The sequence below is a fragment of the Pseudomonas sp. 10B238 genome (assembly GCF_000970615.1).
Taxonomy (GTDB): domain Bacteria; phylum Pseudomonadota; class Gammaproteobacteria; order Pseudomonadales; family Pseudomonadaceae; genus Stutzerimonas.
This window is the reverse complement of record NZ_KQ033932.1, coordinates 295434-312794: the sequence shown is the minus strand read 5'-3', so window position 1 is coordinate 312794 and position 17361 is coordinate 295434. Positions and strand designations below refer to the sequence as shown.

At 55.7% G+C, this 17361-nt stretch carries 14 protein-coding genes and 1 other RNA gene; 4 read left to right on the top strand and 11 right to left on the bottom strand.

The features are described 5' to 3' along the window. Positions 1–347 precede the first annotated feature (347 nt). The gene (gene mobI / locus RT21_RS11565) at positions 348–809 is read left to right on the top strand and encodes a conjugative transfer protein MobI(A/C) (protein WP_045429914.1); all 462 of its coding nucleotides are present in this window, start codon (positions 348–350) and stop codon (positions 807–809) included. 379 nt (positions 810–1188) lie between these two features. On the opposite strand, the gene RT21_RS11560 is transcribed toward mobI, so the two are convergent. Then, the gene (locus RT21_RS11560) at positions 1189–1554 is read right to left on the bottom strand and encodes a hypothetical protein (protein WP_042926707.1); all 366 of its coding nucleotides are present in this window, start codon (positions 1552–1554) and stop codon (positions 1189–1191) included. A gap of 543 nt (positions 1555–2097) precedes the next feature. Next, positions 2098–3066: a hypothetical protein gene (locus tag RT21_RS11555; protein WP_042926705.1), complete on the bottom strand. Its 969-nt coding sequence runs from the start codon at positions 3064–3066 to the stop codon at positions 2098–2100. Between the two features lie 226 nt (positions 3067–3292). Here RT21_RS11555 and RT21_RS11550 point away from each other — a divergent pair, with 226 nt between their 5' ends. From RT21_RS11550 to RT21_RS11540, 3 genes are all read left to right on the top strand, one after another. Beyond that, positions 3293–3859 carry a recombinase family protein gene (locus RT21_RS11550; protein WP_042926704.1) on the top strand — a complete coding sequence of 189 codons (567 nt, stop codon included), beginning with the start codon at positions 3293–3295 and terminating at the stop codon, positions 3857–3859. A 322-nt stretch (positions 3860–4181) separates the two neighbouring features. Further along, a complete protein-coding gene (locus tag RT21_RS11545; protein ID WP_042926703.1) occupies positions 4182–4802 on the top strand; it encodes a hypothetical protein in 621 nt (206 codons plus the stop codon). Next, positions 4795–5907: a helix-turn-helix domain-containing protein gene (locus tag RT21_RS11540; protein WP_042926702.1), complete on the top strand. Its 1113-nt coding sequence runs from the start codon at positions 4795–4797 to the stop codon at positions 5905–5907. The genes RT21_RS11545 and RT21_RS11540 overlap by 8 nt, the downstream gene beginning before the upstream one ends. A gap of 251 nt (positions 5908–6158) precedes the next feature. Here the strand turns inward: RT21_RS11540 and RT21_RS11535 are convergent, their stop codons facing one another. The 9 genes from RT21_RS11535 to RT21_RS11505 all read right to left on the bottom strand — a co-directional run bounded on the left by RT21_RS11535 (position 6159) and on the right by RT21_RS11505 (position 17253). After that, positions 6159–7349: a GIY-YIG nuclease family protein gene (locus RT21_RS11535; protein WP_042926699.1), complete on the bottom strand. Its 1191-nt coding sequence runs from the start codon at positions 7347–7349 to the stop codon at positions 6159–6161. Then, positions 7342–9453 carry a DEAD/DEAH box helicase gene (locus tag RT21_RS11530; protein WP_042926697.1) on the bottom strand — a complete coding sequence of 704 codons (2112 nt, stop codon included), beginning with the start codon at positions 9451–9453 and terminating at the stop codon, positions 7342–7344. The genes RT21_RS11535 and RT21_RS11530 overlap by 8 nt, the downstream gene beginning before the upstream one ends. Next, complete coding sequence (locus tag RT21_RS11525; RefSeq protein WP_042926695.1) at positions 9450–10511, bottom strand: PDDEXK nuclease domain-containing protein; 1062 nt, start codon at positions 10509–10511, stop codon at positions 9450–9452. Before RT21_RS11525 ends, RT21_RS11530 begins: the two co-directional genes overlap by 4 nt. Next, the gene (locus RT21_RS11520; protein ID WP_042926692.1) at positions 10508–13267 is read right to left on the bottom strand and encodes a class I SAM-dependent DNA methyltransferase; all 2760 of its coding nucleotides are present in this window, start codon (positions 13265–13267) and stop codon (positions 10508–10510) included. The genes RT21_RS11525 and RT21_RS11520 overlap by 4 nt, the downstream gene beginning before the upstream one ends. 480 nt (positions 13268–13747) lie before the next feature. Then, positions 13748–14338, bottom strand: a complete 591-nt coding sequence (locus RT21_RS11515; protein ID WP_042926691.1) for a helix-turn-helix domain-containing protein — start codon at positions 14336–14338, stop codon at positions 13748–13750. Next, entirely contained in the window at positions 14331–14570 is a 240-nt protein-coding gene (locus RT21_RS23275; RefSeq protein ID WP_081262886.1) for a helix-turn-helix transcriptional regulator, read from the bottom strand. The genes RT21_RS11515 and RT21_RS23275 overlap by 8 nt, the downstream gene beginning before the upstream one ends. Before the next feature lie 459 nt (positions 14571–15029). Next, positions 15030–16235 carry a tyrosine-type recombinase/integrase gene (locus RT21_RS11510; protein WP_042926690.1) on the bottom strand — a complete coding sequence of 402 codons (1206 nt, stop codon included), beginning with the start codon at positions 16233–16235 and terminating at the stop codon, positions 15030–15032. A gap of 173 nt (positions 16236–16408) precedes the next feature. After that, positions 16409–16787, bottom strand: a transfer-messenger RNA (tmRNA) gene (gene ssrA / locus RT21_RS23270). Positions 16788–16944: 157 nt separating this feature from the next. Beyond that, the gene (locus RT21_RS11505) at positions 16945–17253 is read right to left on the bottom strand and encodes a hypothetical protein (RefSeq protein WP_045429768.1); all 309 of its coding nucleotides are present in this window, start codon (positions 17251–17253) and stop codon (positions 16945–16947) included. Positions 17254–17361: the final 108 nt, after the last annotated feature.

The window sequence follows — 17361 nt, the reverse complement described above, 5'->3', positions numbered from 1 at the left end:
GGAGGTCGCTACTTTTTCAACAGAATCGGCCGATTTCTGCCTGTCGTAACTGGCAGAAATTGGCCAGTTGCAGCTTGGCAGGGATACACGCCCGCTCGCTGTAATCTGCTTCTAACAAGTCGACCTTGTTCCGCTCAGGGTCAAGGCTGCCGTCGTCATCTATCGTGCATCCTTTGCATGTTATGTTTTTCTGCGATCCGTCGGTCATCTGATGCGAAGCTGGGTCACAGCGTGAGCCAGTTCGCCCAGTTTTCGTATATTTCCGACGGTAGAACGGTCTGAAATCGAATCCCGGGTGCTCAGCGATCGGTCACCATTTGGCTCTTACAAAGAAGAGAGCCTTCGTCATGAGCAAAGAAGCACAAACGATAGTCACCCTGCTGGATCAGCAGTACGAGCAGCTGCTTACGGACGCGAGATGCTTGGTAGCAAGCTATGTGGATACGTCCATGAAGCTGTACAAAAAGACCGGGGTCAAATCTGTTGTGGCCGGCGTATCAATCAAGCAGGTGAGCCCGAATGCGTATTCGATCTACTGGTGCAAACTGGTGCCGCTGCAAGGACAAAAAAACAAATTCGCGCCCCTGACTATTGCCAAGGGGAATGGCAAACATAAATACCCGGCTTCCTCGTTTGAGTTTGTTGAATACCCATACCGTCACCTCGTTCTGCAAGTTGAGGGGCGACTTGCAGAGATTCGCCGCGTTGCGAGCGAGAATCGTCAGCTACGTCGTACGTTGGTCGCTTATGAGAAGAAGCTGTCTAGATACCAAGCGCTTAATCATGGCGACCTCTATTCGGCAGGGTAGCGGCTGAGTACCTATAAGCAGTGCCTAACAGATTTGACCCGATTGTAAATCCCGAAAGCCCCGTGCAGCTTGGTCTGGCGGGGCTTTCTCGTATCAGCAGTGAACTACGGCGAGATACATTGCTGCGCTTGATCAGGGAAGGCGACGGGTTCGAGCTATAAGCAGTGTAGGGCGCTAAATCTACTCGCCGTCAGCCAGCAGGCCCATACAGGCAGGGGCGGAGGCCGTATTTGCTATTAGCAGTGACGCTTGCGACCAAGTCAGCCGGCCAGCTTTGACCTGTATTAGTAGTGAAAGGCTTCACTTTCATAAAATAAACATTGGTAGGTGCCGTTCCTGCTGGTACCTGTGTCGCGCAGCGGGTGGTGACGGTAACGCGCTACCCCTCGCTGCCTCGCTGCTGTTCGAATGCAATGCGGTTCATTACGCAGATGGGGATGGGGTAGCCCTGGATGTGGGTCGTGAGAGCCTCGTTGCCTGCGATCACCATGATGCAGGATAGGCCTCTGCGGAAGCGCATCCCTCGTCCCGAGTAGTTGCGCGGGATGATCTCCCATGATTCGTCGTCGTAGTAACAACCAACGATTTCTGACCAGCGTAATTGGATGCCCGCGCCCATGATGCCTACTGGGGCCAGGCAGAAAATTTCTACCTGGGTTTCCTGCCCAAGAGGTACAGCGTAAATCCGACCGTTTGGTGCAATAGGTGGGAAGTACTGCCCGTTACCAAGGTGACGAAATTCCATGATGCTGCTCCGGTTAGATGAGGTCGCTAAACACTCTCCGGTAGCTTTCGGAAAACCCAAGATGAGATGCTGCCCATGAGTCCGCGCACGGGTTTTAGCGTACTCGGCAAGCTAGCTCGCCACACGGAGGGCGTGCATGTTGCAGATCTAAACGCTTCGGCGCTCCGGTCACTTTCGCTAGGGTGCGGAAATTGACAGCCCTTCCGAAGTCATCCCATGACCTCATAGGCTTGGGAAAATACTGCGTATCGCAGCGGTAGTGTGCCTTGCCGATGGATTTGGGTAAGCGCCCGCTGCCAAGGGGCAGCGGACAGTTTGTTGCAGGTATCTGGCCGTTCCGCTGAGGGCTCAATCGTCGCCGTGCTTCTTGTCCAGGTACGCTGCGACCATATAGCCAATTACACCTGCGATAGTCAGCGCACTGATGACGGCAAGCACGGCATATACAAGCAATTCAAAACGATCCATACCCTGACTCCTTTAATTCGAGCTCTGCCAAGGTTAAGGGCGTCTGATCTAATCCCAAATCTGCTGTGTGATGGCTTAGCGATTGGTACCGGCGGCTTCCTTCCTCAGGTTGGCTCGGGCACCAACGTACGCATCAGTTTCCCAGATACGCATATTCCCGAGCTCGTAGGCGACGTGATTCCGGGCCTCCAGATCCTCATCTTGGGGAGCTTTGCCCCCAAGAATCGGGGCGTGGTGACCAGACAATCGCCAGTAGAGCTCGCAGGCATATGCCGCGCGACAATCATCAATGTTTAGTCCGTGAGAAAGTAAAAGCTCTTGAGCTGCAGGTAGGTTCTTTAATTTCCATGTACACCAAGCTGCTGGTGTCGCGTGGCTGCTGCCCTGAAGCTTTTGAAATGCCGCGGCCTTCTTCAAAATTAAAATTTGCTCAGGAGCAGAGATATTAATGATCCGATGCTCATGTTTATCTTTGCTGAACACATAAAAGATGTTTTCTTCTTCGGCGTCCTTGTGAGCATCTTCTGCGTCGAAGAAAAAAGCCTCAAGCAATGACATGCCGAGGTATCGAACTGACCTGATTAATGTTGCTAGCTGCTCTGAGTGGAGAGCCTGAATATCCACCATCGCGGTTTCAAACTTAGTACGGTCAAGACTGCGCGGTACGGTAATCCGTGCATAGCTTGGAAAGCCAAGACGGCTACCGACGTTAGCCGCTGCGCCTTTCCAGTGCCCATTAGTTGCGAAGCCCATCACTACATATACAGTCTCAAGCAGGCCCGACACGCTTTGTAGTGGGAGATTTCCTTGGTATGTCTGGATATAGAGCTCTTCCCCGTACTCCCTCACCAATTTTTTATTGACGAATTCCAAGATGTCTACCTCATGAGACTCGTTGGCATAAGCACTAAACTGCGCCCATTGCTGGTCGTGGATCATGGCCTCGTGCTGACTGAGAAGCCCGCGCCGGACTGCCTCCCTGAGAATTGCCGAACCGGCCTTGGTCAAGTCCCGATCAAAATGTGCGTGGAAACTCTGCTTCATGGTCATTCCTCCATTCAGCTCAGGTGCTGAGCTGCTGAAGGAAATGTTGAGCGAGGAAAAATATTCTGGGGTTCGGTTTCGGTCGCTTTCAGCGCCTGAAATTGACGAGCGCATCCGTCCAATAAACGGTCGTTTATGGCACACCTATTCCAGATGATCTTTTGGGCTTGGGATTTACCGCTTTCCTGTCACTTTTCCCGTACCGAAATCAGTGTGAGAAAAACGTATGGGAAAGCGGATTGGGTACGCCCGAGTGTCGACTGATGATCAGAATCTCGACCTGCAGCGTGATGCACTTGCCCTGACTGGATGCAACGCAGTTTACGAGGAGACCATGAGTGGTAAGTCAGCAGATAGGCCGGAGTTGGGGCACTGTCTCAAGGCTCTGCGCAGTGGCGACACTCTGGTCGTATGGCGACTGGATCGCCTTGGCCGCTCCTTGCCTGACTTGGTTGGGATCGTCAGTCGGCTGGAGCAGGAAGGGGTGGGGTTCGAGTCGATCAACGAGCGAATCGAAACCACCAGCGCCGCCGGCAAGCTGATCTTTCATGTGTTCGCAGCCCTGGCCGAGTTCGAGCGCAACCTGATTCGAGAGCGTACCCGCGCAGGGCTGGCGGCGGCTCGCGCTCGAGGACGTAAAGGTGGTCGTAAACCTGCGCTGGAAGAGGCTCAAGTCCGCGAAATAAAGGCTTTGCTCAAAGATCCACAGATTCAGGTTGGCACCGTAGCCAAGCGATACGGGGTATCGAGAACAACGCTGTATCGATACGTCGGTAAGACCGGGCCGAGATAACTTGCACCTGGCAGCACACGAAACTGCGACCAGGGGATTATGAGCGTCCTAGAAGCGCTGTAAGCCAGTGAGCAGATACAGTGAGCTAAACGTAGCGTCGTATATGGCTTTTGGGGTGGTTGAGCAAAAACTGTACAACCTGAGCACTCTACCGTCAGTGTCCCGTGTTGTTGCCGGGAAACGGTCTTAGGTAGCTTCGGGTTTAAAAGCTTCGCCAGGCAGCTATTGAGCATCAGGGGCACGAAGGTTGACAGATACCATAATTTGCACAAAAATGCCGGTTGACAGTATCTATGTTTTGCACGCTTTTATGGAGAGGCCCATGCCCCCGATCCAACACCCGAGTGAGCTGGAACCGAAGCTGAAGCCGGAACACGTCGAGCTGATCTGCAATAACGCTCTGGATGCGGCTTACCGTGCGTTGGAAGTCACCTCTACTGATGACGATACCAACTGGACTATGGGAACACTTCCGTATGGCCGCGTCCACGGCCGGTTCAAACGCCTGCACGGCGATCCGGCCCTTCCGTGGCTGCTGCTCACTAACCGCACCATGGACTTCACTCTGAGTGTGAATGGCGTGCTGATGCAGGTGGTAATGGACGATCCCGAGGTCAGAAAGAAAGGGTATCGACTGCAATCCAACCGAGTTGAGCTTTACCAGGCTAGCCTGCTGGGGCCTGCGATCGACAAGAACATTACCTGGCGTTTGTATGTCGATACTGACGGCAACTTTGACGGGCCGACGCTGACTGCTTCGATTCTGGGCTTCGATACCAACCGGAACCTCGTATGTAAGTGGGTGCATGACTACGTGCCTCTGTTTGCTCCTCGTACCACCGAGCTTCCACAAGAGGTGGCAATCGATGATCCATTAGTCGCTCGTCGGGACAAAGATGCAGACCAGAACGCAACACGAGATGCTGATCCAGTAAATGAATGACAGAACAGGCTTTCTGCCTCTTGGCGACGAGTTTTCGCCCGACAAGCTCCGTCTCGCTAGATGCGCGGCGGGGCGTTCGCTCGCCGATATCGGAGAGCTCTTGGGCGTTACCCGGCAATACGCGCACAAGCTGGAAGTCAATGCGATTCCTTCGGGCACCCAACTCGCCCAGCTATCTGAAGCCTTGGGCGTGCGCGAGAGTTTTTTCTTCACGCCACGACGCGGTTCGGTGGAGTTGGAGCAATGCCATTTTCGAAGCGTCCGATCCTCCTCGCAGACTCTCAAAAAGACCATTGCGGCTCAGGTCGAGATGTTTGAGCTGCTGATTGACGAGTTGGATAAGGAAGTTGCCTTTCCTGCAGTGAGTTTCAGCATGCTTGAGGAGCCGGTATCCGGTATCAACAAGATCGAGCAAGTTGCTGAAAAATTTCGCCGTGAGCAAGGCCTGGGGATTGGCCCCCTGTCTAGTGTGACCAAGCTGGCCGAAAAAGTTGGTGTGCTGGTGGTGAATCTGGCCGAAGCCGATGACAAGGTCGATGCGTTCTCGCTGTCCAACAAACGACCGTTGATCGTGAGGAACACCGCAAAGGTGAATCCATGCCGGCAACGTTTCGACCTTGCTCATGAAATGGGCCATTTGGTGATGCACCAAGGCATTGAGACCGGTTGCCGCCTTACTGAGGATCAGGCTAACCAGTTTGCCAGCGCTTTGTTGATGCCCCGGGCAAGTTTCGCATCAGAGTTTCCCCCTATGCGAGGCAAGTACCTGAACTGGCCGGCACTCAAGGAAATGAAGCTTCGTTGGAAGGTAAGCTTCAAGGCGCTCATTTTCAGGGCTCACACCCTTGATCTGCTTACTGCCGAGCAAGCTAAATCGGGCTTCACGTACCTCAATCGAAAGGGTTTCACGAAGCACGAGGAGTTTGACGAGTTGATCCCTATGGAGTCGCCTATGCTGGTACAGAGGGCGATCAATCTCCTGGATTACAGTACCTGGAAGCGGGTGTTGACAGCTGCCGGGCTTACGGCAGAGATGGTGACCAGGCAGTACATGCTGGATGTACCGTCATCTCCTTTGCGACTGGTCGAGGCTAACGTAGGTTAAGTCGCGCTGAAGCTGTCCACTGCAACCCGCATGCCGGCACTCACATGGATGCCGCGTATGCCAGTCGCGGGGAAGACCTTATGGGGGAGGCGCATATGGCACTGTGGGTGCGTGGGCATTCACATACAGCCGTCGACTAAGAAGTGGCGGGCACGCGTATGGTCTGCAACCCTCGGGGATATCCGGGCGAAGAGACTGGCTTCCGCCCGGATTTGATCATCACTATTTAGCCGTTGCGCATACCCAGCGCCTCAGCTGACCAGGCGAGCCGTTTGTGGGTCATACGCTACACCGGTAATAGACCCATCCCGAATGCGCTCAACCGCTTCATCAATCACATGCAGCGGCACTAGGAACCATTCCCTTGGCTTAACCGGATTGCCGAAGCGGTCTTCGATGGTTAAGTCCAGCTGCGCTGCGCCAAACAGGCGGTGGAAGATGTTTTCCAGCCGGGTACGGTTCAGGTTGTGAAGCTTGTAAGTCGCGACCACTTCCACATCGGCCAGCAGGTAGGTGGCATCCTTCGCGGCCGCCGCGATACGGGTTTCCACTCGGCCGCCGGTTACGCCGATCTTGTGGATCAGCTCGCGGTGCTCGGCTACGAATGGGTGGCTGGACTGGCTGCGCAGCACATAGATAGTGCCAGTCTCGATGTCGTCCGGCTCGGTTATGTCGCTGAATAGCGGGCCGGAATCTACCTTGATGAGCCGAGACCCGGCACGGCCGTCACTGTCTTTGTAGAGCGCCCGCTGCAAGGACCGTAATAGCAGATCGCTTTCCGTCTCATTGGAGTAGATGACGCGCAAGCGCCCATTTGTCTCCGCATTCGGCGTCCTGTAGGTGTCGCCCACTTCGGCAACATAGGCGATCAGTCCGCTCAAAATGAAGAAGTCCCCTGCTTCGATGCTGGCGTTCTTGCCAAAGGGCTTGGTTACCCACGATTTTTGTTTGAGGCCCGCTTCCACCTCATCAAACAGTGGCTTAAACCTCTCGAAGTCTTTACACGGGTTCCGGGCGGCAATTTCTTCTGCCGCCTTTATTGCCGCACTGGATCGCACATGCCGCAGCACGGTGATGTCGTCCTGATCGACGGACTCACTGCCGATGCCGAGCTCAGCGAGTAATGCGTCCTCATCCAGGTCGTCCACATTTACTGCGGCGGCCGCAGTACCTGACAGTAGGCCGTGACTATCAAAGCCTGCCAGTAGGGTTTGTGCCTCCGGCAGCTTGCGCAGCTGATCCAGGCGCACGGCATACAAACGCTCGAAGATGTCGCAATCCTCGCCATGCAGTGGGGCGCGGCCGTGGGTTTGATAGAAACGCTGAATGTCCTCGAAGCCAGCGATGATGCGTTCTTCGCGAGGGGTTCGGGTTGTTATCTTGAGTGAAGGGACTTCTATCCCCAGCGCATTCAGCAGCTCGTCATCGTTCATTTCAGCCATTGGCAGAGCCCTCCTGTGCCTTCGCTTGGGCACGATAGCGTGCGAAAGCTACCATGCCCTCGGCGATAGTCTTTTCCCAGGCGTCGGCGGAGTTGATGTCAGGCAGGCGGCCACGCTCGTTCTTGAACTGCAGGGCACGTTTTGCCAGGTCTCGTGCTTCGTCTTCGGGAATGCTCACCTTTTTGGCCGCAATGCTGGCCTGAACCTGACGCAGGGACTTTTCGTCCATCGCCTTCGCCAGTACCGCATAGGCGGCGTCGAAGGGGTTGATGCGGTCGATTAGATCAATGTCCAGCTCGCGTACGTTAATGAACTTGCGCACGCCATCCAGCAGAGCAGTGCTGCCTTGTAAGGTGTCACTCCCGTTGGCGTCGGCCTGAGCCAACATCAACTTGGCCTGCTGGGTAATGTTCATTGCGGCGATAGCGTGTTGGCGGATGGCTTCCTGGTCGACGTCGCTCAAATCGGGGTAACGCTCGCGCACGATTTTCCCCATGCGCAGTTGGGTCAGCTCTTCCGGCAAGGTATTTTCCTTGTCGAATAGGCCGCGTTCCAGCACGGTTTTGTCCTGCAGGAAGCTAGTCACTACTTCGTTCAAATCTTCTTTGCAGATGCGCGTGGCTTCAGTGCTTTGCGGCGTGGTCAGGCCATTGATCTCAACATGGAACTGGCCTGTGGTTTCATTCACGCCCAGGTTGGTGCCGCCCGGTTGATAGCCTTCACCATCGTTGTAAACAAAGCCCTCTTTCTCCCCGTGGTTCCTCGGGGTGAATTCATAGCGCGGAGCAAGCACCTGTTCCATCAGCAGGCTGGCGGAAATGGCTTTGAGCATATCGTTCACCGCCTCGGCAACGGCAGCTTGATCGGCCATAGGCTCGGCGATCAGGTTGGTGAAACGCGAGCGCTCCTTACCCTCGGCATCCCGCGTGGCACGGCCAATGATTTGTACGATTTCGGTCAGGCTCGAACGGTAGCCGATGGTCAGCGCATGCTCGCACCAGATCCAGTCAAAGCCTTCCTTCGCCATGCCCAGCGCGATGATTACATCCACGTTGTCGCGGTTGTTCTTCTGTGCCGGATCTTTCAGTGCGCCGAGCACTTTGGAGCGTCTGGCCGCGTCGCTGTCATCTACCAGGTCGGCCACTTTCAGCGTGCGGCCGTCCTTGGCTTTGATCAGGTGGAAGCCGGTCGCCGGGTCGACACCCTGCCAATCGCCCAGCGAACTCATGATCTCGTTGACCTCGCGTTCCTTGTCTTTGAGGCTCTCGCGGGCATTTACGTTTGGAATGTGGACGATGGTTTTCAGCGCCGGGTCCAGCACCTTGGCGACCGCATCCACGTACCTCCCAGTGTAGAAGAAGTAGCCAATATCCAGCGACTTGAGCCAGCGATAGCCGTTTAGCTGCTCGTAGTAGGTGTACGTCACCGTCTCAAACTTGTTCTCTTCCGACGGGGCCAGCACGGCCGCGCTGTCGCCACGGAAGTAGGAGCCGGTCATGGCAACGAGGTGTACCTTGTCGCGGTTGATGAACGCGCTCAGTTGGCTGCCCAGTTTGTTGTCTGGGTTGGCAGAAACGTGGTGGAACTCATCGATGGCAATTAGGCGGTTGTCGAACGCGTCGATGCCCAACTCTTCCACGGCAAAGCGGAAGGTGGCGTGGGTGCAGACCAGCACCTTGTCGCTGCTGTCTAGGAAGGCGCGCACGGCGTCCACCTTGGACTTGGCCACACGCGGCTCATCGATGCCTGGGGCATTGCACAGGTTCCACTGCGGAGCCACCACCCAGTCCCAGTAGAAACCATGCTGGCTCAGCGGCTCATCGGCAAAGCTGCCGCCAATGGAGCGCTCGGGCACTATGACGATGGCCTGTTGCAGGTTCTGGTTATGCAGCTTATCCAAGGCGATAAACATCAGTGCGCGAGACTTGCCCGATGCGGGGGGCGATTTGATCAGCAGGTACTGTTCGCCGCGCTTGGTATAGGCGCGCTCTTGCATGGTGCGCATGCCCAGCTCATTTGCCTTGCTGGATGCCCCAGTGTGCGCTGTAGCAATGGATACCGACGGCACCGTGTAGCTGTTGGTCGGGTTGGTGGTGTTCGTCACTGTGATTCGTCCTCCATGAGGGTGCCGTCGCCCGCCAGTTCACGTTCGATCTGTTCAATGCTGGGCAAGCTGGTTTGCAATTCTGCAGGCAGAGATTCGAGCAATTTGTACTCGGCAATGCCCATGGGCTGGGTCTTATCGCCCAGCGCATATTCCGCCACGATCTTGTTTTTGCTCTTGCAGAGCAAAAGGCCGATGGTGGGGTTGTCGTGTTCATCTTTGACCTGGCGATCCACCGCAGTCATATAAAATCCAAGCTGGCCCAGGTGCTCGGGCTTGAACTTGCCGGCTTTGAGCTCGATCACCACATAGCAGCGCAGCTTGAGGTGGTAGAACAGCAAGTCAATGAAGAATTCGTCGCCGCCTACATCCAGCACTACCTGCCGCCCGACAAACGCAAAGCCTGCGCCCAGCTCCAACAGAAACTCGGTGACGTGTTTGACCAGGGCGTGTTCGATTTCGCGTTCCTGCGCCTCATCGCGCAGGCCGAGGAAGTCAAACCGATACGGATCTTTCAACGACTCGCGGGCCAGGTCCGACTGCACCTTGGGCAAGCTGACGTCGAAGTTAGTGACCGCCGTGCCACTGCGCTCCAACAGGCGGGTTTCGATATGGATGTTCAGCACATTGCGTGACCAACCGTGCGCAATCGCGCTCTGGGCATAGGCCAGGCGCTGCTGTGAGTCTTTTAGCCGGGTCAGCAGTACCAGGTTGTGCCCCCAGGGCAATTGTCCAACAGCCTGTTGGACAATTGCGGCATCCGGCCAGGCCTCGGCAAAGGCGCGCATATACATCAGGTTGGCGCGGGAAAATCCCTTCATCTCAGGAAAGGCGGTGCGCAGGTCATGGGCCAGCCGCTCGATCACCTTGGCCCCCCAGCCCTGCTGTGCCTGCCGGGTCAAAATATCGTTGCCGATCTGCCAGTAGAGCAGCACCAGTTCGCGGTTTACCGCCAGCGTGGCGCGCTGCTGGGCGCTATGGATGCGGCCTTTGAGGTCTGCTAACCACTCGCCGTAGCCCTCGGGTGGTGTGGTCAGGCTAGCAGGGGTGTCGTTCATGCCATTTTCCCTCGTAGCTTCTTCGGCGTGGCCTTTGCTGTGTCTGCTGTCATCTTGGTGTAGAGATCAAACAGCTTCTCCAGTCGTTCGGTGTCGTTCTTGAAGCGACGACCGATATAGATACGCTCCAGCACTTCATCGTTGTGCTCGTGGGCACGGCGAAGGTTCTCAGGCATGGTGTCTGGGTCATACAGGTCGGCGATGGTGGCGGGGAAGTGTGCTTCGCGGGCCAGCAGAATATCTTCAGCGCAGCGGGTCAGGTCGACCTTGTTTTGCTCTGTGAGCCTCGGCACTGGGAAGGTGTTCCAGCCAAGTGTGTTGGAGTAGCGGAAGTCCGTTTTCATTTTTCCGCAGACGGTGCCAATCCAAACGAGGTGCAGGCGGGAGGCGATGAGGGCCATGTTCCAAAGTGGGGCGTCGTAGAGGGCAAGTGCAAGATTTGAGACGCGCACGTCACTCGTCAGCAAACCGCAAGGGAGATAAGCGCGGCGCTCCGACGAGACGCTTGGAATGATGATGGTGTGGTCGTTTCCGATGATAGTCCGTTCAAACTTGTAGGGTGTGTCGAGGCCGGCACGGCCACGTTCACTGCCATGCAGACGATATTCTCGTATGCGGTCAAGCCTCGCCTTGATGGGCGGAATTGAAAAGGCGATCTGCGCTTGTTCGTCAGTTATCCAGAGACAGTACCGTTCTAGGCCATTGATGAACTCTTTGGAGCCAAGGATCGGCTTTATTAGAGGCGCTGCCTCAGGATAAGAGTCCAGCAAATCCCTTGCCTCATCGGGCGTGAGCAACAGATTTCCCTGATCTCTCGGGATGTTCCCGCCAAACATGGTCGATACACCAGAGATGGGATCATTCGCCCGCTCGACGATGATATTTTTGCCGGGCGCGAGATATAAGTTGATGCTTTCAACTTCTTTTCGCTCTTCACCGTCGAAGATGTATTTCTGTTTGACGCCTAAATTGGCCACGCCAACAATTATGCAGGTGACTTGCGCGTTCCTAGCAGCGTTGTTACCCCAGAGAAAAGCTTTGTGGCCAAAGAAAATCTCTTGCCCCGCCATGACTATTCTCGGCCACACCAGCGGAACCTGAACACCTTGGCAGATAGAGTTCGTAGAAACGAAGGCGAATCGGCCTCCGCTGCGAATGTAGTCTGATGCTTTCCAAAGCCACCCAGTGATGTAATCGACAGCGCGCACGTCTTTTTTGGTAAGGCTTTTTATGTCGCTCTTCTGCTCTTTCGATTGATATTTGTCGCCAATATACGGCGGGTTACCGCAGATGTACGTCTCGCCTCCTTCGTTTTCGAAGGCGATTTCAGATTGGTCCAATGGCACGTCGAACAAATCGTTCGCTGCCAGCTTCACGCTAGTCCCCGTCGGCGGGCACACCGCCAACCAATCCAGCCGCAGCGCATTGCCGCAGACAATCCAATTCTGTGAGTCTAACGGTAGAAATTCAGCTAAAGCATCCTGCTGCCCGCGATACAACACATCGCACTGAAACTCAGCAATGATAAGGGCCAGTCGGGCAATTTCTGCCGGAAAGTCGCGTAGCTCGATGCCGCGGAAATTGGTCAGCGGTATTTCGGACTTATTGTGAGCTTCGCCCCGGCGACGATTGATCTCCGCCTCGATATCGCGCATCTGCTTGTAGGCAATGACCAGGAAATTGCCGGAACCGCATGCTGGGTCAAATACGCGGATGCGCGCCATACGCTTGCGCAGGTTAAGCAGCTTGGCCTTGTTGTCGCCCGCTGCCTCCAGCTGAGCACACAGATCATCCAGAAATAGTGGGTTTAATACTTTCAGGATGTTGGGCACGCTGGTGTAGTGCATGCCCAGTGCGCCGCGCTCTTCATCATCGGCCACGGCCTGAATCATGCTGCCGAAAATGTCTGGGTTGATTTTTTGCCAGTTCAGGTTGCCGGCGTGCAGCAGGTAAGTACGCGCCATGCGCGTAAAGCGCGGTACTTCAGTGCTTCCAGAGAACAAGCCGCCATTCACATACGGGAATTTGTTGGCCCAGCCAGGCAAGCGCGGTTCTGCACCGGCACGCTCGGCCAACTTGAGGTTCATAGCGCGGAAGATTTCCGACAGCACCTGGGCGGTGTTGGAGCCGTCGCGCTCGCTGTAGTGCTCAACCGTCGTGGTAAACAGTCCGTCGCCAGTGAAGATATCTGTGTCTTCAGCAAAAAAGCAGAACACTAACCGAGACATAAAATGGTTCATGTCATGGCGGCGTTCGGTCTTGGCCCAGTCCGGGTTCTCGTTCAGCAGTTCGACGTACAGCTTGTTCAGGCGGCTGGTGGCACGCACGTCGATGGGGTTGTCTTTGATCTCCTTGATGGTGGAGATGCCGGCCAGCGGCAGCAGGAAGCCGAAGTGGTTGGGAAAGTCAGGGTAGTCGCAGGTGATGGTTTCACCCGTGATCAGTTCTTCGGCCTCCAGCGTTTGCCCGTCGGTGGAGAGGATGAACTTGGCTTTAGCTTTTATGGTGGCCGGGCTGGCGCGCAAGGCCTTGAGCGTTTCGCCCACGGTGCCAGGCTCGCATGCGGCGATATGAATGTTGCTGCGCAGTAGTACGCCGCCAGGTACATCCGAGGCGTTGTTGTTGCCAGCGCGCAGGCGCTTGAGCGCGGTTTCCTTGTTGCCGAATGCGGCCAGGAAGGTGAACGGGAACTCCGCCGCGTCAAAGGGCTCTAGGGCCAGGTCCGAAATGGCGGACTCAATTTCTACTGCATTCATGGTTTACCACTGTCCAGATCGCTGATGCGCGAAGGCGGCGATTTTAGCCGCTAAAATTTTTGGGCGAGGGTCACATCCCGGCCGGCACATGCCGCTCTGTCGGCCTGGCGTCAGCATCGCAACTCAGCTCTGCTCAGTCGCCTCGGTTTATGCTGGATGCCACTGGATTCGACAGCCGAGCGCCCTGAGCCAGTGAATGGGGAATCAATCATTACACGATGCCGGGGATGATAAAGGAAGGCGCTTCTGCAATGCGAAAAAGCGGCAAATGGGCTGGTGGGTTTCGTCGAATCGAGCTTACGGTAGCTGCCCGTAACCCAAAATGGCTTCGGGGCTTTCACTCAGGAGGTTGCGTCGCCCCCAGAACTACTCTTTTTTATTTTATCTTTCTTTTTAGCGGCTCAGCCTGAGCTGTATTCCAACGCGACGGAGCTCTAGGTGAGCTCCATCCAGATGGTACACAGCTCAGGTTGATACGTGTCACTCTGAGCTGTGTATAAGATCACCACGGCGATTGAGGTTTCTACGCAGCGTTTCTCGAATGCCGGCTGGCAGTCGATCTAGGTCGGTGTGCAATGAGCCTAAATCGATCTGGGAATTACCACCTGCCAGATTGATTTGTATATTCAGACGCTCGATATTCAGTGTTCGCGTACTTGCGAGATCGCCAGCGATCATGGCTTTTTTAAGCTCAGTAACGGTCTGCTGGGCGCGGTCCGGCACGTAATCCCAGGTTACTACGGTATGTGGTAAGCCGGCCTCAGTGACCTGGACCTTTTCGCGTAGCATGTAGTGATTGGATCGGCCGAACTTTTTCTTTGCAATGAAACCTGCTTTTTCGAGAACCCCTAATGCCCGTTTGACCTGTGCCTGACTGACTCCAGACTGTTCGGAAATCCGTTGGATGCCCGGTTTCGATAATCCATGGTCGAAATTGGCGTGTGCCTTGATGACGGCATAAACCGTAAATGCATGGGGCCCGATTCGGGCGACATCACCCTGATCGATCATGGCCCTAAAGACATGAAACCACTGAGTCTGTGCGCGCAGTGGGGCGGAGGTGTTAGTCATTGTTATGCCTCCCACGTAACTGTACGCGCGGCCGGCTCAGGATCCAGGCAGATATCTCCGTGCTGAGCCAGCCAACCGATCTGCTGCTGCCTAGATCATATGGAGCAGGGAATTTTCCCGCTGCTATGTCGCGATAGATCGTGGATCTCTTTTTCCCGACAGCGAGTTCAACCTCGGGCAGGCGAAGGAAGCGCGGTTCCTCTGGGCTGGGTGCAATAGTTTGTGCTGACATTTAACTGGTGCTCAGGCGGTGGCGTTGCAGCGGTCCTCAAGTACTGCAATACGCATATGTGTTGGGAGTGGCGCTCGGATTTTCCTACTGCAAAGCAGGGATGTTTGTCGGGCCTCGTGTTACGGGCCTCCGAGGTTTATTGCCGGCTTCAGCTGTGCGCATGACAGCTGAAGCTGTGTCTTTGGCGTGGGGGAGAGGAAAGACCCTGCTGGTACGGAATAGGAGTCCATACGTTTCTTTAGCAGCCTTGTTGCAGGCGAGCAGGCGCAAAAGGCCTGCGAGATGCTGGCGATACCCCGATGAGGTACCCAGAAAGTCCATTTGCTAACAGCAGATGGACTTCGGATTCTTAACGCCGTAACTGGGGCAGCGTGACGATCCCATGGAGTCCTATGAACGTCCGAGGGATGCCTGATTTTTACCAAGCGGGAATCGGTATTGCAAGCCCAGGCAGTGAGCTCAGGCCTTGATCGCATCTAGGTAATCTGACCAGCGCTGCATCATGTCGCGTCGTTCTGGCAGAAATGACGTTCGGTCGTACGCCCGTCCCAACGGATTTTTTACCGTGTGAGCAAGCTGATGCTCCAGGAGATCGGGGCGAAATCCCAGCACCTCAGCACCTATGGTTCTCGCTGTTGCACGAAAGCCGTGCCCAGTCATTTCGTCGCCGCTGATGTCCATGCGGCGTAACGCGCTGAGAACGGCATTGTTGGACATCGGTCGGTCGCCTCCTCGGGCCGAGGGGAAGGTATACCGATGCCTGCCGGTGAGCGGTTTCAGTTCGCGTAGAACAGCGACTGCTTGTTGGCTGAGGGGAACCAGGTGATCTGGGCGATCCTGTTTGGTAGCAGTTAGCCCTTTCATCTTGTGACCAGGAATCAACCACTCGCCAGCATCCAGATTGACCTCCGACCATTCCATATGTCGAAGGTCTCCGGGCCGGCAGAACAGCAACGGGGCCAGTTTTAAGGCACAACAGACAGGCATTGTTCCGCTGTAGCTATCTAGTGCTTTAAGCAGTGCGCCGAGTTTTTCAGGATCGGTCACGGCAGCAAAATGTTTCACCCGCTTGGCTGGGAGCGTACGTGAGAGATTGCCAATCTGGTTGGGTGGGGTGATACCGGCAGCTTCGGCGAACTCGAAAATCTGTTTGTAGATTTGGGCTACACGACGTGCCGTCTCGCGAGCACCGCGCTTGATGATGCGCTGGAGGTTTTCGACCAGCATGGGCGTGCTGATGCTGCTGATCGGAAGTTTTCCCAACCAGGGGTAGGCATTGAGCTCAAGGCGCTGCCTTACTGTGCGGGTGTACTCCGGATCCCAGGAGGATTCGCGAACAGTGAGCCATTGCTTGGCGACCGATTCAAAGGTGTGCTGGTGATCGAGCTGGCTGACCACTTTGGCCATGCGTCTTTGCAGCGAAGGGTCTTGGCCGCCGGCAAGCTGAACACGAGCGTCATCACGCTTGCGACGAGCATCCTGTAAGCCGACCTCTGGGTAAACGCCAAGAGCAAGGCGTTTTTCCTTGCCCAGAAAGCGGTACTTCAAGCGCCAGTAACGGCCTCCATTAGGCTGCACTTCAAGATACAAACCCTGTTCGTCATACAGCCGGTAGGGCTTGTCCTGGGGCTTGGCGTTGCGGCAGTTGGTGTCTTTCAAGGGCATTGGGGGCACATCCTCTCCGAGCGAGCTGATGAGCGTTTTATGCCCCCATATGTGCCCCCGTCAACCGTGGGATGCCCTGGGATTAGATAGCAAAACGTGGGCAATAAAAAAGCCGTAAAGCTTTGATTTCTCTGGGCTTTACGGCTTTTCTGGGTCTTCCTGGGAAGACAAAATGGTGGAGCCGGGGGGATTTGAACCCCCGTCCGCCAGCTCTCCACTGTCGGTACTACATGCGTAGCCAAATCTATTGAGTTAACTCCGCGCCGCCCGATTGGCAGGGTGCTTGGAGCGAGCTGCATGAGTTTTAGCCGTTACGTCTGCAGCGAACTTGGCGGCGATCCTGTTCTATCTGACAGTCATTTCGGGTTTACAGGCATCCCCTAGTGACCGCTGGCGCCGAAGCGACCAGATGAAGGTTAGGCGGCTAGCGCGTACCCTTCGTAGTTGTCGTCGTTGGCAACTATAAGTTTGCAACAGTGGATTTACGAGTTCTGTTACCAACTCGGCATGCACCTAGAGCTTTGTTACCGGCGTCGAATCCTAATCGGCCCCATGAAGCGTGTCGCTGCCTCATGTGTTGCGCAGTGTACGCCATAAGGTCTAGCTACGTCGAACGCTTGATTCCCTAGATTAGGGCGGCTCGTCGAAATTCAAGGGTGAACAGAGAATCGGCAAGGCCAACTGCTCGCGGCCCTGCCTAGCGGGCGTATCAGTTACCGGTGCCTGATCCGGTGCCGCTGGTGCCTGTGCTGCCGGAGCTGCCTGGGCCTTCCAGCCTGCGCAGTGCTTGGGTGGTGTGCACGATGCAGTTTTCGACGTCGCCAGCTTGCTGCGCCTGGCGCGCTTGCTTGATCAGCTCTTGAACTTCGCTGCGAGCCGGCTCACCGAGCGTGGCACTGTTGGTGGCCATGTCGTCTTCGATTTCCTGCATGTTCAACTGACATAGGTTCTTGTCGTCGGCGAACACGGCGGGGCTGGCGATCAGGGCAGCGGCGGCAAGTAGGGCAAATTTCTTCATAAAGTCCTCCAGGGAGTTAACTTCCCGGCGGGCCTGCCTGTTTCTGCAAATTGCGCGGCGGCGCCGAGGCGGGTGAGCCTCTGTTCAAACTGGGCTCCTAACTTCCGA